13 protein-coding genes are annotated in these 20,020 nt (G+C 45.1%); 11 read left to right on the top strand and 2 right to left on the bottom strand.

The window, feature by feature from the left end:
- The first annotated feature begins 1,328 nt into the window (after positions 1 to 1,328).
- The 7 genes from QME03_RS09950 (at position 1,329) to QME03_RS09920 (ending at position 8,531) form a co-directional block, all read left to right on the top strand.
- Positions 1,329 to 1,802 carry an arginine repressor gene (locus QME03_RS09950; protein WP_281724276.1) on the top strand — a complete coding sequence of 158 codons (474 nt, stop codon included), beginning with the start codon at positions 1,329 to 1,331 and terminating at the stop codon, positions 1,800 to 1,802.
- Positions 1,803 to 2,928: 1,126 nt separating this feature from the next.
- Positions 2,929 to 3,615 (top strand): PASTA domain-containing protein, encoded by a 687-nt coding sequence (locus QME03_RS09945; protein WP_025816326.1) that lies wholly within the window; start codon positions 2,929 to 2,931, stop codon positions 3,613 to 3,615.
- 49 nt (positions 3,616 to 3,664) lie between these two features.
- Entirely contained in the window at positions 3,665 to 4,714 is a 1,050-nt protein-coding gene (locus QME03_RS09940; RefSeq protein WP_281724275.1) for an RluA family pseudouridine synthase, read from the top strand.
- A gap of 144 nt (positions 4,715 to 4,858) precedes the next feature.
- Positions 4,859 to 5,860, top strand: a complete 1,002-nt coding sequence (locus tag QME03_RS09935) for a D-alanine--D-alanine ligase (protein ID WP_273112556.1) — start codon at positions 4,859 to 4,861, stop codon at positions 5,858 to 5,860.
- A 163-nt stretch (positions 5,861 to 6,023) separates the two neighbouring features.
- Positions 6,024 to 7,181 carry a 1-acyl-sn-glycerol-3-phosphate acyltransferase gene (locus tag QME03_RS09930; RefSeq protein ID WP_281724274.1) on the top strand — a complete coding sequence of 386 codons (1,158 nt, stop codon included), beginning with the start codon at positions 6,024 to 6,026 and terminating at the stop codon, positions 7,179 to 7,181.
- A complete protein-coding gene (locus QME03_RS09925; RefSeq protein ID WP_281724273.1) occupies positions 7,178 to 7,864 on the top strand; it encodes a NigD1/NigD2 family lipoprotein in 687 nt (228 codons plus the stop codon). Before QME03_RS09930 ends, QME03_RS09925 begins: the two co-directional genes overlap by 4 nt.
- Before the next feature lie 175 nt (positions 7,865 to 8,039).
- The gene (locus QME03_RS09920; RefSeq protein WP_084614387.1) at positions 8,040 to 8,531 is read left to right on the top strand and encodes a gamma carbonic anhydrase family protein; all 492 of its coding nucleotides are present in this window, start codon (positions 8,040 to 8,042) and stop codon (positions 8,529 to 8,531) included.
- 231 nt (positions 8,532 to 8,762) lie between these two features.
- On the opposite strand, the gene QME03_RS09915 is transcribed toward QME03_RS09920, so the two are convergent.
- The gene (locus QME03_RS09915; RefSeq protein WP_281724272.1) at positions 8,763 to 10,559 is read right to left on the bottom strand and encodes an aminopeptidase P family protein; all 1,797 of its coding nucleotides are present in this window, start codon (positions 10,557 to 10,559) and stop codon (positions 8,763 to 8,765) included.
- Positions 10,560 to 10,864: 305 nt separating this feature from the next.
- Between QME03_RS09915 and QME03_RS09910 the strand changes: the two genes are divergently transcribed.
- The 3 genes from QME03_RS09910 to QME03_RS09900 all read left to right on the top strand — a co-directional run bounded on the left by QME03_RS09910 (position 10,865) and on the right by QME03_RS09900 (position 15,135).
- A complete protein-coding gene (locus QME03_RS09910; RefSeq protein WP_281724271.1) occupies positions 10,865 to 11,866 on the top strand; it encodes a malate dehydrogenase in 1,002 nt (333 codons plus the stop codon).
- 385 nt (positions 11,867 to 12,251) lie between these two features.
- Positions 12,252 to 13,769 carry a glutamate--tRNA ligase gene (gene gltX, locus QME03_RS09905; RefSeq protein WP_281724270.1) on the top strand — a complete coding sequence of 506 codons (1,518 nt, stop codon included), beginning with the start codon at positions 12,252 to 12,254 and terminating at the stop codon, positions 13,767 to 13,769.
- A 154-nt stretch (positions 13,770 to 13,923) separates the two neighbouring features.
- Entirely contained in the window at positions 13,924 to 15,135 is a 1,212-nt protein-coding gene (locus tag QME03_RS09900) for a 3-deoxy-D-manno-octulosonic acid transferase (protein WP_281724269.1), read from the top strand.
- A 1,277-nt stretch (positions 15,136 to 16,412) separates the two neighbouring features.
- Here QME03_RS09900 and QME03_RS09895 read toward each other — a convergent pair.
- A complete protein-coding gene (locus QME03_RS09895) occupies positions 16,413 to 17,129 on the bottom strand; it encodes a Bax inhibitor-1/YccA family protein (protein ID WP_281724268.1) in 717 nt (238 codons plus the stop codon).
- A gap of 494 nt (positions 17,130 to 17,623) precedes the next feature.
- Here QME03_RS09895 and QME03_RS09890 point away from each other — a divergent pair, with 494 nt between their 5' ends.
- Positions 17,624 to 19,678: an HD family phosphohydrolase gene (locus QME03_RS09890; protein WP_281724267.1), complete on the top strand. Its 2,055-nt coding sequence runs from the start codon at positions 17,624 to 17,626 to the stop codon at positions 19,676 to 19,678.
- The last annotated feature ends 342 nt before the right edge of the window (positions 19,679 to 20,020 follow it).

The following is a 20,020-nucleotide window of genomic DNA, read 5'->3' as shown; positions in this document are numbered from 1 at the left end:
ACAATAGCGAGATTACCAACTTTTTAGGGCACTTTTTTATCCCGAACTGGCGTAAAGAGATGCTAAAGTGAAGGGAAGTTGTTGGTGTTTTGTAAAATAAACGCATCAAAATTTAACATTATAGCGCCCATCGGCGCGCATCAAGTCGGCCCTCGATCGAAAAACATGACGTATTTCGAGAGTTTGTAAGACGTTGATTTATAGTGTGTTATATTGTTTTAGGGGCTAATATGCCAGTTTTTGCCAGTTTTTGGGATGCTCGCCTGTTTTTAATGTTATTTAGATGAGGTTTGGATGAGGTTTGAAAGAGTGTGTTAGAGAATTGTTTGTTTTTTGTTTAAAACGATATAATATACTTTACTTTTGTTTCATGTTGTTTGTAAAACAATGATTATTCTTTCATAATGCTAGTGTAAAAACCAGGTTTTAGCACTGCTAACTGCACCAAAACGCAAGGTAATATGCTGCAAAACGCAAGGTTATCTCTAGCAGTTAGCGATGTTATTTGCTGCATTTTACTTTCGGTTTTTTGCTCAAATTACGTCGAAAATTGGTTGTTGACGAACGCAAAAAATAAGGAAATCGCTCCAAATAGAAACCCAAAACATAGGTAAATAGCCCAAAAAGGGCAATATAATGATTGAGCAAAGTTAGAAAAATCGCCTTTCGAGTTGGCCAAACATAGGTTTTTACCCTTATTTTTCTCTAGAAGGGGTGTAGAATAAGGATATGTTTTGTAAAGAAAGATAACCGAATTAACATTTGTTTCTTTGCTCCATGTTGCTAAACCCTGCACCATAGACCATAGAAGTGGCGTGTTGTTGCTCTTTCGCCAAGGTTTTAAGACGGTGGTTTGGTGTTGTATGCTGCGTTTAACGCTACAACGCGTGCGCGCCTGTACACGTATTAAAAAGAGAAGAATACTGCTTTGCATATCAGGCGTATGTGAATTATCATACAAAGCCGAATAAATCACTCTCGTGAGAAACAGCGATAGCGAGAAGGGTAGAGGTATGAGTGAGTGGCAATTACACAAAAATAGAATACAAAAAAATGAATGCAGAACATAGAGAACGACAACAAAGGAAACCGCCTATTTAAGTGTTAAGACACAGTATAAATGCGTAGATAACCCCTTGTATGTAAAATATATTCTATTTTTATTCATCTTTGCCAATCTTTTATAACAAAATGCTGTTTTTTCTTGTAAGTTGTTGTTTAATTACATAACTTTGCAAAATAGGGTAAAGCGTTACAAAAAGCGCATGGGTTAGAGATTTGCGCCCCAGTTTACGTTCTACTTTTCTTAACTTGAATTAGATGCAGACATGAAAGAGAAAAACAGCCGACTTGAAACATTGAAGCTGCTAATCTCCAGTCAGGAGATAGGCTGCCAAGAAGACCTACTGAAAGCACTAGCCATTGAAGGGTTTCACATCACTCAGGCCACACTGAGTCGCGACTTGAAGCAACTAAAGGTGGCAAAAGCCGCCAGTATTAACGGTAAATACACCTACGTGCTACCTAACGAAACAATGTATAAACGCGTGCCCAGTCCTAGAACGGCTCGCGAAATGATGAAAGTTTCGGGTTTTCTTTCTATTGCATATTCGGGAAACATGGGCGTAATGAAGACGCGTCCCGGTTATGCAAGCTCTATTGCGTATAACATTGATAATGGTGGTATTGAGCAAATATTGGGCACAATATCTGGTAACGACACCATTTTTATCGCTTTTAAAGAGCCGTACGACAAAGACGAGATGACGCAGCGCATGCAGAATGTTATCTCGCAGATGTAATTGGTGCTGGTTCTAAATGTTTTTTGGGGGCGATGATGGGCTTCTCGGTGATTGGCTTGCCGGGTTTTGTACTGTGTTGCGATATTGTTTAGCACGCATTGTGCCAACCGCAGCCGCAAATGTGCATCAACTTGTCCCGAAAATCTAGCCTAAGCGTGGCACGTAAGATTTGCGAACATTTAGAACCAGTGTTTTTCCCCTAATCAATCACTGCTATGTGTCTCTGTGTATATTGGCGAGAGGCGAGTGCGCTTGTGCGCTAAGCATCTGTTGCGAACAATGTTTTGTTGTTCGCAGATTGTTTGTTGCCTTGTTGTAGAGCGATATGAGCAAAATAGTTGTCGGTAATTGAGGGCGCAACACGCAAACGTTGCCTCATGCTAATCCTTTAGGCGGTGTTAGGCTGCAAAGAATAAGAATGATAGAAGGTGGAAAACACGATGGTGGCAGCCAACCCTCGCCCACAGAAACTTAACGTCTGCGAGTGGGTATAGTTGGTTGTTGTGGGTTGTACTATATTGGCGCAATTGCAGGTTGCGTGCATCTTTAGGTTGTAAACAAACCAATATTTACGCCGTTTTTAACTTTACATGCTTGCTAATTGCTGGCTTGTGTGGCGGTTTCGTGTCGTTTTATCCACGAATTGAGTGTCAATAAGCGCAGTTTGATAATCGTTTGCAGTCTCATTAACAAGTGTTCACTACAAAATGTTAATAAAAATGTACTATCATAAAGTGCTTGAAAATGAGAAGTTTCGGCATATTTAGCGATAATAAATAATAAAAAAATTAGGTTAAATGCCTAAAATATTTGCAAAATTCATTTCTTTTAGTTAACTTTGCACCCATTAAAAGTAGATTTTTTCAATCTTTCTTCCAGGCGCTACAATGCGTTGTAGCGAAGATTTAGGTAGAAAGTATGTATGCCGATACACTTGTGACAAGCTAATTGGTATCCTGTTTCAATCTATTCATAATTAACGAGTATTACTCTCGTTGATAATAAAACTCTCTTAAATTTGTGGGGCGACTGTGGCATGAGGATGTAGCAGTCGTCTTTTTTTATGTCTTTTTCTTTGTGTTTTGTGCTATTTGCACTACCTTTGCCAATAAGTATAGAATAAAGAATGAAGTCATCAGATTTTTTTGGTAAACTAACAAGCAAATATATTTGGCTAAACCTCTTGGCGATGGCCATTGTTTTAGTCTTACTCGTGGTTGGAGCAAAGTTCGGTATCGACATTTACACCCACCACGGCGAGGCTATTCTCATCCCCGATATAAGGCATAAGTCGTATGCCGATGCCAAACAAATTCTTGCCAATGAAGGATTGCTCATCGAAGTGACCGATACGGGTTATGTACGCACACTTCCTGCCGATTGTATTTTGGAGCAATCGCCCCAGCCTGGCGACAAAGTAAAGTCGGGCCATGTTATCTATGTTATTGTTAATTCGGGCAATACGCCCACCATCACCCTTCCAGATATTATCGATAATAGTTCGGTGCGCGAGGCAATAGCCAAGCTCACGGCTATGGGATTTAAGGTGGGGCCACCCCAATATATAGTAGGCGAACGCGAATGGGTGTATGGTGCCACCGTAAATGGTAGGCATGTGTCGGCCGGCGAGCGCATCCCCGTGGGCGCAGTGGTGGTGTTGCAGGTGGGTAACGGTTCGCGTTCGGCCGACGATTCGAGCATCGATTACGTTGAACCCATTTATAACAACCAGCAAGAAGCCGGAGGAGAGAACGAAGTGGATGAGTTTGACGTGGTTTCGCCTGCCGAACTGCCACAACGCAACGAAAACTAGTAAGTCATTGGGCCATGAATAAGGGCCATAAGAACAACAGCAACAACGCATGACCGACTATATAGACGAGATAGAAGAACAGGATGACGACACGGGACAGCTCTACGAGCATCTGCGAATTGTGGTAGACAAGGGACAAGTGCCCGTGCGCATCGACCGCTTTATGGCCGAAAGGTTGCAACACAGCAGTAGAAACCGCATACAAAAGGCCGCCGATGCTGGCTTTGTGCATGTGAACGACAGTGCAGTGAAAAGCAATTACAAGGTTAGGCCAGGCGATGTGATAACCCTCATGCTCGACAGGCCACACCACGACACCACCATTGAGGCCGAAAACCTGCCACTCGACGTGGTGTACGAAGACGAAGCGCTGATGGTTATTAACAAACCGGCAGGCATGGTGGTGCATCCAGGGGCTGGCAACTTTCATGGTACGCTTATCAATGCCGTGGCATGGCACCTGCGAAATATGCCATCTTTTGATGCCAACGACCCCGAAGTGGGACTGGTGCATCGCATAGATAAAGACACAAGCGGACTGCTGGTTGTGGCAAAGACGCCCGAAGCTAAGCGACATCTAGGCTTGCAGTTCTTTAACAAAACCACTCACCGAAGCTATAACGCCCTGGTGTGGGCCAATTTCACCGAAGATGAGGGGCGAATAGAGGGCAATATTGGGCGCGACCCACGAGACAGACTCCGTATGGCGGTGTTTGCTCCCGATAGCGAGATAGGTAAATCGGCCGTTACTCATTATCGTGTGTTAGAACGTTTTGGATATGTTACCTTTGTGGAATGCATCCTAGAGACGGGAAGAACCCACCAAATACGAGCACATATGAAGCACATCGGCCACCCCATGTTTGGCGATGAACGCTATGGCGGAACCGAAATATTGCGCGGTGAGCGTTCGTCTACCTATAAGGCATTCATACAAAACTGTCTTAAAATTTGTCCTAGGCAGGCATTGCACGCCCGAACACTGGGTTTTGTGCATCCCACAACAGGAAAGCAAATGGATTTCACCTCGCCCATGCCTCAGGATATGGAACTGTTGCTCGAAAAATGGCGAAACTACATCAAGGGATTGGCAAACTAAAAGCCAAAGCAGCCATAAGCTCGAGCTATCCAAGATGTCTCTAAAGAGCCGATTAAGGGCTAGGAAATTTAGAAAAACGAGATAATTGTAGAAGGCAAATTATGCTCGCCAATTAACGTTAAAGAAGAAAAGATATATAAGGATATGAAAGATTTGAAGAGAAATATTGCCATCGTATGCGGTGGTAACTCGTCAGAACACGAAGTGTCATTGCGTTCGGCACGTGGCATCTACTCGTTTTTTGATAAGGAAAAGTATAATGTCTACATCGTAGACATCGAGCGAATGAACTGGAAAGTGGACCTGGGTAATGGCGAAAAAGCCAACATCGACAAAAACAACTTCTCTTTCGAACACGAAGGCAAGCAGGTGTTTTTTGATTATGCCTACATCACCATCCATGGCACGCCCGGCGAAAACGGTATTATGCAAGGCTATTTCGAACTCATCGATATGCCTTACTCCACTAGTGGCGTGCTGGTTGAGGCACTAACCTTTAACAAGTATGTGCTTAACAACTACCTTCGCGGACTAGGTGTGAACGTGGCCAACAGCATTTTGGTGCGCCGAGGCGAAGAGTTTTCTATCAACGAACACGAAGTGGAAGAGAAATTGGGCATGCCTTGCTTTGTAAAACCTGCTGCCGATGGCTCGAGTTTTGGTGTGTCGAAGGTGAAAAACATCGACCAATTGGCACCAGCATTGCGCAAAGCACTCATGGAAGACGAGTCGGCTGTGATTGAATCGTTTCTCGATGGTACCGAAATTTCTGTGGGTTGCTATCGCGTAAAAGGCGAAACAAGGGTGCTGCCAGCCACAGAAGTAGTGAGCCATAACGAATTTTTCGACTACGATGCGAAGTATAACGGACAGGTGGAAGAGATTACTCCAGCTCGCATTGCCAACGAAACAGCTCGCAGAGTGGCCGAACATACGGCTTATATCTACGACCTTTTGGGTTGTAATGGTATTATTCGCATCGACTATATTTTGACGAAAGAAGCCGACGGAACAGATAAAATCAATCTCATTGAGGTGAATACCACGCCTGGAATGACGCCAACGAGCTTTATTCCGCAACAAGTGCGTGCCGCCGGACTGGAAATGAAAGATGTGTTGAGCGACATCGTGGAGAACCAACTCTAATCTCCTGGGTTGCCAATGCGCACAAACGTATAACCAAGACAGCCTCGCTTGCAGGCCGAAGTGTGCGCTGTTAGCGTGCTCTTAACAGCTGCAGGCCAAACCACTCGTACTTTTTGCATAGGCTAAAGAGCGATGGGGCTGCCGATAATATTGTCTTTAAAACATGCCAACCAATAGCTATCAAGAAAAATTCGCGTCTATTCGGCCCTTTGATGCCGAAGAGTTGCCCGCTGCTTTCGAACGTCTACTGGCCGATAAGCAGTTCGAAGCCGTGATAACCCATATCTTCCCACAGTTCACTTTTGCGCAATTTGCGCAGCAACTGCGGGCTTGTAAAACCAGTCTTGAAGTGCAACGGACGTTCGCTTACCCCTTCTTGATTGGTCTATTGGCAAAGGCCAGTAGCGGCGCAGACATGGATAGCCAAGCCATCGACATGCAACGGCGCTACACCTTTATCAGTAATCACCGCGATATTGTGCTCGATTCGGCCTTCTTGGCTAAATTTCTTATCGACAATGGATGCGAAACAACTTGCGAAATTGCCATTGGCGACAATCTGCTCTCGCTGCCGTGGGTGAAGGATTTGGTGCGTGTAAACAAGTCGTTCATCGTTGAACGCAACCTACCCATTCGACAAATGTTGGCATCGAGCAAGCTTCTCTCGGAGTATATGCACTACGCCATCAACGAAAAGCACGAAAATGTGTGGATAGCACAACGCGAAGGTAGGGCAAAAGACTCGAACGACCGCACGCAAGAGGCCGTTTTGAAGATGATGGCCATTGGTGGAGAAGGCGATGTTGTTGACCGATTAATGCATTTGCATATCGTGCCTCTCTCTATCTCGTACGAATACGACCCCTGCGACTATCTCAAAGCGAAAGAAATGCAGCAAAAACGAGATGTGCCCAACTTTAAAAAGAGTGCGCAAGACGATGTGCAGAGCATGCAAACTGGTATCGTTGGTTATAAAGGAGGTGTACATTATCATTGCGCTCCTTGCATTGATAGCTTCTTGGCAACGCTAGATCGCACGCTGCCCAAGGGCGATTTGTTTGCTGCTGTGGCGCAACACATCGATAAAGAGATATATCGCCATTATCGCATCTATCCCGGAAACCGCGTGGCTTTATACCTACTTACTGGACAAAAAACGGAAGAGAACGCTTTCACGGCCGATGATGAGGCGCGGTTTGAAAAGTATTTGGAGGGACAGATGGCTAAAATTAACCTCGAAAACAAAGACGAAGACTTCTTACGAACGCGTCTACTCGAGATGTATGCCAACCCCTTGATTAACCAACTCAACGCCCAATGATAGCAAACAACGGCAAATCAATATCCAAACGCTTGTGGCTAGGCGTGCAATGCGTGGTGGTTATGATGGTTGTTGCAGGCTTGCAGGCTTGCGAAGACAACCATTATAGCACGGGCGATGGTGCAAATTCGTATCTCCAAGCACGTTTTGGCGAGGTGCATACCACAGCTAAAGGCACGCTGGCCTACGTTGTTACCGACGAGGGAGACACGCTTCGGATTGCTGATAACATCGTAAATAAGTCGCTAGCTGTTGCAGATAGCGTTTATCGCGTGTTGTATTATTACGACCAAAACGGGAAAAACGTCAACCCACGAAGTATTGTTGCGCTGCCTGTTGTGCAGCTTTCAACCAACTCGAAGTTGGAAACTGACCCCGTATCCTTCGAAAGTGCGTGGGTTAGTAAAAACAGAAAGTACTTCAATATCGGCTTCGCACTGAAGGTGGGGCATAGCGATGGGCAGGATAAGAAGCAGAGAATAGGTGTTGTTCGCGACTCGTTGGTGCGTACGCCAAGCGGTCAACACATCTTATATATGCACCTTGTTCACAGTCAGAACGGCGTGCCGCAATATTATTCGCAAAGCTATTACATCAGCATTCCGCTCAAGTCGTTACCCGCCAACACGCGTTTTGTGTTTCGAGTGAAAGACTATCGTGAGGAAGTGACGATTGAAAGATGATGCAACACCATGGAGCAAACGAGCGAGTTGATGGTTAAAGCGGTGAGAAAACACCAGTTTCAATTGTCAGCTCGCTTGCTTGTTACCTAATTAATATATAGCTTTGTGCGCTAAATAAGTGGCAAGCGCAAGTGCAAGTAAACAAATTCACACGCCAATAAACAAACATAACATCATGCTTACAAAGCCAGTAAACGGTAAAGGCCCACAATGGGGCCGCAATTGTTATTTTTCTGAGAACGCCACTATCGTGGGCGACGTCACTTTAGGCGACGATTGCTCGGTGTGGTTCTGTGCAGTTCTTCGTGCAGATGTCGATGGTATACGCATCGGTAATCGGGTAAACATCCAAGACGGAGCATGCGTTCACCAGTCGCATGGTACGCCTGTAGAGATAGAAGACGATGTGTCGGTGGGGCATAACGCCACTGTTCATGGTTGCACTCTTCGACGTGGATGTCTTATTGGCATGGGTGCAACGGTGCTAGATAAGGCCGAAGTGGGCGAAGGTGCTATCGTTGCTGCTGGCGCTGTGGTGCTACAAGGCACCAAGATTGGACCTAATGAGTTGTGGGCTGGCGTACCTGCCAAGCTTGTTAAACAAACAAAGCCCGGTCAAGCCGAAGAGTTCGCACAGCATTATATTGAAATAAAGAAGTGGTATTAAGATAACATAGGCTGATACTTCTGATAAAATAGGTTGAAACATCTGATAAAATAGGTAGAAACATCAGGCAAATCAGACTAAGCTTACGACAAAAAGGGCTGGAAAAACTAGAACATTCTAGTTTTTCCAGCCCTTTATGATTTAGGCTTTGAAGCACCAATGGTGAGTTTTTATGCAGAAATAGGCTTGTTATTTCTCTTCCAAACCATGGGTGTTATACCAATACGCCAGTTATTTAGCCACTTCTAACGGTTTTGTAGCATCCTTTAGCCACTCCGTATGCTCGCTGTCGAGATGTGGCGCAAGCGTGTTGTACACCGTGCGATGATAGTCGTTAAGCCACGAAAGCTCGTCGAGTGTAAGCATTGACAGTTCAATAGGAGCAGTGTCGATGGGGCAAAGCGTGAGCGAAGAGAACTGTAAGAACTCTCCAAAGGGCGTAGAACGATAGGGCGTGGTGAGCAAAGTGTTCTCAATTCGGATGCCAAATAAGCCCTCAACATAAAGACCAGGTTCGTCGGTAACCGTCATTCCAGCATGGAAAGGAGCGGGTCGCCATTGCATACGAACCTGATGAGGCCCTTCGTGTACGTTGAGATAAGCCCCCACGCCGTGGCCAGTGCCGTGCAAATAGTTCATACCTTCGCGCCAAAGAGGAAGCCTAGCCGTGGCATCGAGCTGCGTGCCAGTGGCGCCGTCGGGGAACTTAAGCATGGCAAAATTGATAAAACCCTTCAATACCAGCGTGTAAGCGGTGCGTTGTTCGGTCGTTGTATCGCCCAAAGCGATAGTTCGCGTGATGTCGGTTGTGCCGTCTTGATATTGTCCGCCACTATCAATAAGCACCAGTCCGTGTGGCTTTACGGGGATGTTTGTTTCGGTTGTGGCCTCGTAATGCACGATGGCACCGTGTGCTTCATAGCCAACGATGGTCTCAAACGACTTTCCTTTGAACAGTGGTTGTTCGGCTCTAAGCGATGTTAGTTTATCATCCAGCGATATTTCCGTTTCATTTCCTGCCTCCACGGCGGGTTTCAACCACTTCAAAAACTTCACCATTGCGATGCCATCTTTAAGCATAGCATTGCGAAAACCGCGAATTTCGGCCTCGTTCTTCACCGCTTTCAATGCAGGAACAGGCGAAGGCATTGTCACAATCTCTTGGCATTTCACCATTTTAGCCAACGTGTAGTTGGTGGTGTTTGGGTCTAACAAGATGTTATATTCGGCATAATTAGCCAGTCCCTTCGTTACATCAGCATAATCTTCCACGTCAATTTGCTGCGAAAGCAGATAGTTGTACACCTCGTTTGTTAGCTTCTCCTTATTAATATATAAGGTGGTGCGTTGCTGTTCGATAAGCAAATAAGCCACAAACACGGGGTTACATTCCACGTCCGAGCCACGAAGATTAAGCGTCCAAGCCACATCGTCGAGTGTGCTCACCAATGTTCCATCAGCGTGCACGGCTCTAAGTGCCATGCGAATGCGTTTAATTTTATGCCTTGTTTCTTCGCCAGCCAGTTCCAAAGGCTGCAATTCCACCTTGTTAGTAGGAATTTCGGGCCGGTCGGTCCATATTGTTTTTAAAGGGTCTAGATTTGTTCTAAGCGTCAAACCGCCCAGTTTTCTCAACTCCTCTTTCAACGCATTCACCTCGTTAAGCGTGTTAACCATGCCGTCGAGTGCCACTTCGGTGTTGTTGGTATGCTTCAGTTTGTCGGCCAACCACTCTGCAATCGAGGGTGTACCTGGCATTCCGTCTTTCATTAATTTAAATTCAGTGCCGTGCAATTGTTCTTCGGCCGCGATGAAATAGCGCGAGTCGGTCCACACTGCAGCATCTTCAAGCGTCACCACAGCCGTACCAGCCGAACCATTAAAGCCCGAAATCCATTGTCTACCCTTCCAATGTTCGGGCACATATTCGCCCGAATGAGGGTCGGTACTGGGAAAGATGAAAGCCGCCAAGTGCTCTCTAAGCATCAATTGGCGCAAACCTTCGAGTCGTTGTTCGATTGTTTTCATATCAAGTGTTTTAAGTTTCGATAACATATTTGTGTTTAAAGGTTGCCCTTAGCAAGTTGTTTTATGCGATAAGCAAGCAGCGGGCAACGTGTCAACCTGTTGTTGCGTGGGGCTAAGTTATGAAATAAAAATGAAAAACATGGCCTTTGTCACCAGTTTTGTAAACTATAAGTATCAAAAAGCATGTTTGTTTAAAAATTATAACAAATTAAAGCGCATGTAAAGTGCGTGGCTTATCAGAATTTTTGCTACCTTTGCCCTAACAATACAACGAAGTTACTTTAATCAAAAAAACAATATTAATTATGGAATTTCTAACAGATGAGAAACTAGTTATTGTCGGTGCAGCCGGCATGATTGGTTCGAACATGGCTCAAACAGCAGCCATGCTTGGCCTAACTCCTAACATTTGCTTGTACGATGTGTACGAACCCGGACTGGCTGGCGTAACAGAAGAAATGCGCCACTGTGGTTTCGAGGGTGTTAATTTCACCTATACCACCGACGTTAAGGAAGCTTTCAAGGATGCCAAGTACATCATCTCGTCGGGTGGCGCACCTCGTAAAGAAGGTATGACACGCGAAGACCTGCTCAAAGGCAATGCTGGTGTGGCCGAACAACTAGGTAAAGACATCAAGGCTTATTGCCCCAACGTGAAGCATGTGGTGATTATCTTCAACCCCGCAGACATCACGGGCTTGGTTACACTCATCTGGTCGGGTCTAAAACCCTCACAAGTTTCAACCCTCGCAGCACTCGACTCAATCCGTCTTCAAAGCGAATTGGCTAAGCATTTCGGCGTAGCACAGAGCGAAGTTACTGGTTGCCGCACCTATGGTGGCCACGGAGAGTCAATGGCTGTATTCGCTTCTACCGCTAAAGTTCAAGGCACACCGCTGCTCGACCTTATCGGTACACCCAAACTCAGCGCCGAAAAGTGGGCCGAAATCAAGCAAAAGACCGTTCAAGGTGGTTCTAACATCATCAAGCTTCGTGGTCGCAGCTCGTTCCAAAGCCCCTCTTACGTATCGGTTAAGATGATTGAAGCCGCTATGGGTGGTGAAGAATTTGCATGGCCCGCAGGTCGTTATGTATCGTTCGCTGGCATCGATCATATCATGATGGCAATGGAAGTGAGCATCACCGAGAAAGGATGTGCTTACGAAGAAGTAATCGGTACGCCCGAAGAAATGGAAGCTTTGCAAAAGAGCTACGAGCACTTGGTTAAGATGCGCGAAGAAGTTATCGCCCTTGGCGTGCTTCCTCCAGTAGAAAAATGGCACGAAATCAACCCCAACTTGAAGTAAGTTAGGGCCTACGTCCAAAACAACAGCATCCCCCAGCGCCTTTTTACAGGCGTTTGGGGGATGTTTTTTTGTGCTAAACCCAAGTGCGAACCTCGCTGTTTAAACTCTTTGGCAACATCAAACCACTATTCCCAAACATGATATTTAGCAGCTAAGCCCACAACTTACTCCTTTCTTGTCGCCGTTTTATGTAAAAGAGTTTGCTAGTTAAACATAAAAGTACTAATTTTGCAAAGATTAGTGGCCGTGTGTTTGGCCTGCGTAAAAAACGCAAGCAACAAACAACGGTTCAAACAACATGTAAATAACAGTCTCCTGCTTTACCAAAGCAAACCGTAAACTCGCGGTGGCCACCGGAAAGGGGAATATACCTATTGCATATTATATGTCTGAAAGAAAAGTGAGGGTGCGCTTTGCACCCAGTCCCACAGGGGCATTGCACATCGGTGGAGTGCGAACAGCACTCTATAACTACCTGTTTGCCAAACAACAAGGAGGAGATTTGGTGTTCCGCATTGAAGATACCGACTCGCAGCGCTTTGTACCAGGTGCCGAAGAATATATCATCGAGTCGTTTAGATGGTTGGGAATAAAATTCGACGAGGGCGTTTCCTTCGGCGGAAAATACGGTCCTTACCGTCAAAGCGAGCGCAAAGAAATTTATAAAACCTACGTAGATCAGCTGCTAAACGATGGCAAAGCCTACATCGCTTTCGACACTCCGCAAGAACTAGAGGCCAAAAGAGCTGAAACAGAAAACTTTCAATACGATGCCCATACGCGCAATACCATGCGCAATTCGCTGACGATGACTGCCGAAGAGGTGGCATCACTCATCGACGATGGCACGCAATACGTGGTGCGTTTTAAGGTTATGCCCGGTGAAGAGGTGCATATCAACGACCTTATTCGTGGCGATGTGATGATTAAAAGCGACATCCTCGACGATAAAGTGTTGTATAAAAGCGCCGATGGACTGCCCACTTACCACTTGGCCAACATCGTAGACGACCACCTAATGGAGATAACGCACGTTATCCGTGGTGAAGAATGGTTGCCCAGTGCGCCCCTTCATGTGCTGCTATATAAGGCTTTTGGCTGGGCCGACACCATGCCACGCTTTGCGCATCTGCCCCTGTTGCTTAAACCAGAAGGCAAAGGCAAACTGTCTAAACGCGACGGAGACCGATTGGGTTTCCCAGTGTTCCCACTCGAATGGCACGACCCCAAAACTGGTGAAGTGTCGTCGGGCTATCGCGAAAGTGGCTATTTCCCCGAGGCCGTTATCAACTTCTTGGCTCTGTTGGGATGGAATCCTGGCACCGAACAAGAACTTTTCACCCTGCCACAGCTGGTTGAAGCCTTCGATATTAGTCGCTGTTCTAAGGCCGGAGCTAAGTACGATTACCAGAAAGGTATTTGGTTTAACCACGAATACATCCTTCAAAAGAGCAACGAAGAGATCGCACAACTCTTTGCCCCAATGGTGGCTAACAATGGTATTGACGAGCCAATGGAGCGCATTGTGCAGGTGGTGAGCATGATGAAAGACCGCGTTAACTTTGTGAAAGAACTGTGGCCACTGTGCTCGTTCTTCTTCAACGCACCGCTAGAGTACGATGAAAAGACAGTGAAAAAACGCTGGAAAGAAAACTCGGCTCAAGTAATGGGCGAATTGGCTGAAGTGCTTGAATCACTAACCGATTTCTCTATCGAAAACCAAGAACGCGAGGTGTTTGCCTGGGTAGAAAGCAAAGGTTATAAGTTGGGCGATGTAATGAATGCCTTCCGCTTGGCTTTGGTGGGCGAAGGCAAAGGGCCTGGCATGTTCGATATCAGCGCTTTCCTTGGCAAAGAGGAAACGTTGGCGCGATTGCGTAGGGCGATTGAGGTGCTAAAGTAGGGTAGGCTGGCATTGCGCCACACTCCTTTGGCTTTAAGTCTTGTTGCTGGGCAGGTTGCCCAATGCTGCATTACCTTTGTCAATGCTGGTCTTTAATAGGTGCAAACCCAGCAACACGACCTAACTTCACCCATCAATCAAAACCCCACACCCCGTGTATAACATCATTATATATCTCTATCTCTTGGGCGTTGCCATCGCTAGCATCTTCAGTTCGAAGGTTAGAAAGATGTGGCGAGGCGAACGCGAAGCCTTCGACGTGTTGCGCAACAACGTTGAAGAGGGCGCTCAATATGTTTGGTTTCATGCTGCTTCGCTCGGCGAATTCGAGCAAGGCCGACCGCTTATTGAAGAAATGCGCCGCACTCATCCACAATATAAAATACTACTCACGTTCTTTTCGCCCTCGGGTTACGAGGTAAGAAAAAACTATGAGGGTGCCGACATTGTTTGTTATTTGCCACTCGACACCCCCATTAACGCCCATCGTTTCTTGCGGTTGGTGCACCCCGTGATGGCCTTTTTCATCAAGTACGAGTTTTGGTATAATTACCTTCACATCCTTAAGCATCGGGGTGTGCCCACATATAGCGTTAGTAGCATCTTCCGTCGCGAGCAAATATTTTTCCGTTGGTATGGCAAAAGCTATGCAAAGGTACTGGCTTGCTTCACGCGCTTCTTTGTTCAGAACGAGCAAAGTCGCGACTTGCTTGCCTCAATAGGTTTCACCAATGTGTCGGTTACGGGCGATACACGCTTCGACCGCGTGCTACAAATACAGCAAACATGCAAACATCTGCCTTTGGTAGAAAACTTTGTGCAGAGCAAACACCTCTTTGTTGCTGGTAGTAGTTGGAGTCCCGACGAGGATGTTTTTGTGCCTTTCTTCAATCAACAGTCTGATTGGAAGATGGTTATTGCCCCACATGTGGTGAGCGAAGAACATCTGCAGCAGATAGAACAGCGGGTGAAAGGGCCTTGCGTGCGTTATTCTAAGGCCACAATAGAGACGGTGGCCGAGGCCGATTGCTTACTTATGGACTGTTACGGGCTTCTTTCCAGTGTTTATCATTATGCCGATGTAACCTACGTAGGGGGAGGTTTTGGCGTGGGTATCCACAACGTTTTGGAAGCCGCGGTATGGGGTGTACCCGTTGTTTTCGGTCCTAACAACCAGCGCTTTCAAGAAGCGCAAGAGCTGTTGACAGCAGGAGGCGGATTTGAAATAGAAAGTAAAGAGCATTTTCAAGCACTGATGCGCGAGTGGATTGATGCCCCGTGGCGCGTGCAAGATGCTGGAGAAAAGTCGGCCCAATATGTAAAGAGTAGGGCTGGAGCAACCCATAGAGTATTAGAAGAGATTTAATTGCCCTGCATTATTTAAGAGAATTGGTAGTGAAACATGGTCAATAACAGGATTTATAATGGCATGTGCTACTGTTTTTTGCCATAAAACACAATACACTAAGGCTTATTGCGCCCACGTTACGAGCTAACGATGTGCCAATAAGCCTTATTTTGTGCTGCAAGAATATCTGTACAGCACTTACTCCATATTTATATAAACACAATATTTGCGATAAGGATTTGCGTTGATGCGATAAAAATATTTTACAAACGACACTTTCCTTGCCAACTATTCTAGGCCAACAAACCCGCAAAACACTAGATAAAAAGCCCTAAAACGATGAATTTTCTAAAGCACTTTAAGTCGATTCTCCCTTCATTTTTGCTATTTACTATGGTTTTGCCTTTCTAATTCCAGAAAACTACGTCCAAAATCCGACCGCCAAAATCATCAAATTCATACCCCTTGTGTATAAATTTCCCCATTACAGGCAGTATTTCATCTTGTAAAAAGTAGCATTTTACCCTGCGTTTTGCAGCACTTTACCTTGCGTTTAGCACCACTTTACCTTACGTTTTGGTGCAGATAGCACTGCGTTTTGCTGCAAAACGCAACACGTTTTGGTGCATATTACCTCATTTTCTGGAAAAAACAGGGAAAAAGCACCTAAAAATGACGAAGAAATAAGGATAAAGGCACTTCGCGATTGGTAGTGAATAAAATTGCACTTAGTTGTGGCCAAAATTCATAAACATACGAAAACAATGTCTTTTAGCTGTGTTATTTAGTCTAATTATCACCAAATCAGCGTGTTACAAACTTCAGAAATACGCAAGAATTTATAGCCAACGGCTAGGATTTTTTTAGCGAGGGCTCTTTTTGAGTTAAAACTAAGTGTGAAAACTTTACAATAGGCATCGTGATATCTTGTATCACCTTTGAGCTGATGAAGTGTTGAACGGCATGCATTCATAGTTTGCTAAGGGTCAAAACAAACGCCTATATATAGTAATGTGTGGGTGCATTGTGTGCAATGTTTTTGTGTACCAATAGTTGCAGGCCCCTAATTCTCTTGTTTATAACTCAAACTATGGGGCAAAAAAAAACTCACCGCCAACCCTTTAAAGAAGTGCAGCGAGAGCAAATTGTTGCGAAATGTTCATGAAAGAACAGCAAGGCAAGTTGCTAACGCGCAATCAAGCAAAGAGTTTGGCGGTGAGGCCCATTGTTAATATTTTAGGTTCAGTGCTATTGAGCACCCCAAACCAAGGCTTCTCGTTACGGTGTAGAGACGCTTATTTTTCTCTTCCAAAGATTTTAAGCAAGTAAAGGAAGAGGTTGATAAAGTCGAGATATAGCGCAAGCGAGCCAATGAGCGCAATCTTTTGCGACTCTTCGTTAACATCGTCGGCCTCAAGCAGCAAGTTCTTAATCTTCTGCGAGTCGTAAGCAGTTAGTCCCACGAACACCAAAACGCCGATGTAGCTCACAATGAGGTCGAACGTGCTACTCTTAATAAGAAACAAGTTAACCAGCGAAGCAATGATGATACCCACCAAAGCCATGATAAGCAACTTGCCCAGCGAAGTTAGGTCGGTCTTGGTGAAGTAGCCAAAAGCAGCCATTGCGCCAAATGTTCCAGCGGTGATGAAGAACACTTTAGTGATAACAGCAGGCGAATAAACCATGAAAATCACCGAAAGTGTGGCACCATTAAGAGCCGAATAAACGATGAAAAGCAGGGTTGCGGTGGTAAGCGAAAGCCTACCAATAAAGCGGCTGATAATCCAAACCAGACCTAACTCGGCCAGGAGAAAACCCCAGAAAATACCTCTGCTTTCCAAAACCTTTTGCATGAGCACTTCAGAGTGAGCCACGCCGTATGCCGTAACGCCTGTGATAATCAGTGCCAACGTCATCCATACGTAAACCTTACGCATCAAAGCAGGGAACGCTGCCGAGGCAATCCCCTCTTTTTCTCTTATAAGTCTTTCTAAATCTTGTTGTTCCATATTTTTGCTTAATATTAAATTGATTTGCAAAGACAAAGATACAGCGTTTTCTTGAATAATTGATAACGGTTTCAAAGAATTTAACTATTAGCACCGTTAATTTGAAACTATACCTATAAGAACGTCTCAAAAACATGCTATATTGCATACTTTGTATAATAAACAAACAAATTAATGATTGAAGTGTGTGAAAGTTCCGATTTTCTTTCTGTATTTGATGTTTTTTTTGTATTTTCGCCAAATAGAAATGAATAGTTAACTAAGGAGAGTTAGCAAGGAGATAAGCTGCTAAAGGTGAACGCAACTAATAATTAAGGCGTTAAGGCGTCTGTTGAACGCTCTCTGTGATAAGATGGCAAGATGCCTTGAAGAACGCAAAATTACGTATGTAGAAACTGTTAGAAAAAAGCTTGCTCGTGTAAGGACATCTTGTCTGCAGTCAAAACAAGAGACTGAGGCGCTGTCTTTCCTAGCACCTCAATGTAGATATAATAATGAATGATTCCATTATAACTAAAGGGCGCAACCTCAAAAGTGTGTTGTCATTAGGTGGTTTCGTGCTGGTGTCGCTACTTGTTATTATGTGGTTTTTGCCACGAAACAATAAACCGCAATTGCGATACGATGTGGGAAAACCTTGGATGTATGGGTCGCTTATCGCTAAGTTCGACTTCCCCGTGTACAAAAGCGATGAAGTGATTAGGGAAGAGAAAGACTCTTTGCTCTCCCTCTTCCAACCCTATTACAACTATGATAAGTCAATGGAGAAGAAGCAGATGGCTAAATTGCATGCCGACTTCCCTAATGGCATTCCTGGAGTGCCAGCTGCACAGATGCACACACTCTATGATAGGCTGCATCGCCTTTATCAGTCGGGTATTATTAACACGGCACAATATAACACCATTGCCAAAGATTCGAACAATATGGTGCGTGTTATCATTGGTAAAAGGGCGCAGAGCATGCAAATAGGCTGCATTTATAGCACGATGCGAGCCTACGAGCAGTTACTCGACGACCAAGTTTTGAGTGATTATAAGCAGGCTTTGCAACAGGCCGATATTGTGAGTTATGTGCAACCCAATATTACCTACGACAAGGAACGAAGCACAACCGAATTGAACGACCTGCTTAGTTCGGTGCCATTGGCTAGCGGTATGGTGCTTTCAGGTCAGAAAATCATCGACCGCGGAGAGATTGTTAACGACTATTCTTACCGCGTATTGACTTCGCTCGACCGCGAATTGGAACGTCGCAATGAGTCAAAGGCCGAGATTAAAAACACCGTTATCGGACAGTTTATTTATGTGCTGCTATTGCTTTGCCTCTTCACGTGCTTCATTGTGCTGTTTAGACCACGATATCTAGGCAAAGTGCGCTCGGTGGTGATGCTCTATGTGATGATAACCATTTATCCAGTGATAGTGTCTCTGTTTATGGAGCACAGCTTACTGAGCGTGTACATCATCCCCTTTGCCATCGGCCCCATGTTTATTCGTGTGTTTATGGATTCGCGCACGGCCTTTATCGCGCATCTCGTGGCGGTGCTCATCTGTGCCGTAGCCGTGAAATATCAGTTCGAATTTATACTCTTGCAGTTGATAAGTGGACTGGTGGCCATCTATTCCTTGAGCGATCTCTCGGGTAGAGCACAATTGTTTAAGTGTGCCTTGTTTGTAACCGTGGGCAACTTTGTTACCTTCTTCACGCTGCAGTTGATGCAAACGGGTGATGTGGCCAATTTTGAAGTGAGCATGTATAGCCACTTTGTGGCCAATGGCGTGCTGCTTTTGCTGGCCTATCCCTTGATGTTTGTTATCGAGCGAACGTTTGGCTTTACATCCAACGTTACACTTTTCGAACTTTCTAACACCAATAAGGGACTATTAAGAAAGATGAGCGAGGTGGCACCAGGCACATTCCAACATTCTATTACTGTAGGAAATTTGGCAGCCGAGATAGCCAACCGCATCGGAGCAGATAGCTTGCTGGTGCGTACAGGAGCACTCTATCACGACATAGGAAAGATGAATAACCCCGTGTTTTTCACCGAAAACCAAGTGGGCGTGAACCCCCACAAGGGATTACCTTATAAAGAAAGTGCTCGCATCATCATTAGTCATGTAACCGAAGGCGTGAAAATGGCCGAAAAAGCCAATCTTCCAGGCTTTGTAAGAGAGTTTATTCTCACCCATCATGGCTGTGGTATGGCCAAGTATTTCTACATCAACTATAAGAACGAACATCCCGATGAGGAAGTTGATGTGCGCGACTTCTCTTACCCAGGTCCCGATCCCTTTACACGCGAACAGGCCATTTTGATGATGGCCGACACGGTAGAGGCAGCCTCGCGCTCGCTACCCGAGTACACGGAAGAGAGTATTAAGGCATTGATAGATAGGCTTGTGGATACGCAACTTGAAGAAGGGCACTTTAAAGAATGCCCCATTACGTTCAGGGATATAGCTGTGGCAAAGGCCGTTATGCTAGAAAGATTGAAGAGTATTTACCACACACGCGTGTCGTATCCAACACTCAAACAGGCATAATCTTTGCAATATAATATTAGACTAGCAATAAAACAAAATGTAAGTGATATGTGCAAAGAATGTGCAAATCGTTGAAATTGTGCAATATATAATAACTTAAGGTAAAGATAAACGTAGTAATAACATTAACATTGGTTAAAAGTGGAATAGAAATAGTGATAATTCGAACAATTTCACTAACTTTGTAACCAAGATATTAACAACTGTTTAATATGCGCTCATTAAAAAAAGCCGGCTCGGCCATGATAATGGCAATGTCAATTCACCCCTTATTCGCGGGGGGATTATTAACAAACACCAACCATAACATTGCCTTTAACCGCAACTTCGCACGCGATGGCG

The sequence above is a fragment of the Hoylesella shahii genome, from assembly GCF_937990675.1.
GTDB lineage: Bacteria > Bacteroidota > Bacteroidia > Bacteroidales > Bacteroidaceae > Prevotella > Prevotella shahii.
Note: the sequence above shows the minus strand (reverse complement) of the source record. Positions and strands in the feature narration are given on the sequence as shown.

Bases quoted from the DNA above. Each gene is read 5' to 3' on its own strand.
- QME03_RS09915 (WP_281724272.1), bottom strand. From the start codon at position 10,559: ATGAAAACAATCGAACAACGACTCGAAGGTTTGCGCCAATTGATGCTT.
- QME03_RS09920 (WP_084614387.1), top strand. From the start codon at position 8,040: ATGCTTACAAAGCCAGTAAACGGTAAAGGCCCACAATGGGGCCGCAAT.
- QME03_RS09935 (WP_273112556.1), top strand. From the start codon at position 4,859: ATGAAAGATTTGAAGAGAAATATTGCCATCGTATGCGGTGGTAACTCG.
- QME03_RS09945 (WP_025816326.1), top strand. From the start codon at position 2,929: ATGAAGTCATCAGATTTTTTTGGTAAACTAACAAGCAAATATATTTGG.
- gltX (WP_281724270.1), top strand. From the start codon at position 12,252: ATGTCTGAAAGAAAAGTGAGGGTGCGCTTTGCACCCAGTCCCACAGGG.
- QME03_RS09940 (WP_281724275.1), top strand. From the start codon at position 3,665: ATGACCGACTATATAGACGAGATAGAAGAACAGGATGACGACACGGGA.
- QME03_RS09950 (WP_281724276.1), top strand. From the start codon at position 1,329: ATGAAAGAGAAAAACAGCCGACTTGAAACATTGAAGCTGCTAATCTCC.
- QME03_RS09890 (WP_281724267.1), top strand. From the start codon at position 17,624: ATGAATGATTCCATTATAACTAAAGGGCGCAACCTCAAAAGTGTGTTG.
- QME03_RS09925 (WP_281724273.1), top strand. From the start codon at position 7,178: ATGATAGCAAACAACGGCAAATCAATATCCAAACGCTTGTGGCTAGGC.
- QME03_RS09910 (WP_281724271.1), top strand. From the start codon at position 10,865: ATGGAATTTCTAACAGATGAGAAACTAGTTATTGTCGGTGCAGCCGGC.
- QME03_RS09895 (WP_281724268.1), bottom strand. From the start codon at position 17,129: ATGGAACAACAAGATTTAGAAAGACTTATAAGAGAAAAAGAGGGGATT.
- QME03_RS09930 (WP_281724274.1), top strand. From the start codon at position 6,024: ATGCCAACCAATAGCTATCAAGAAAAATTCGCGTCTATTCGGCCCTTT.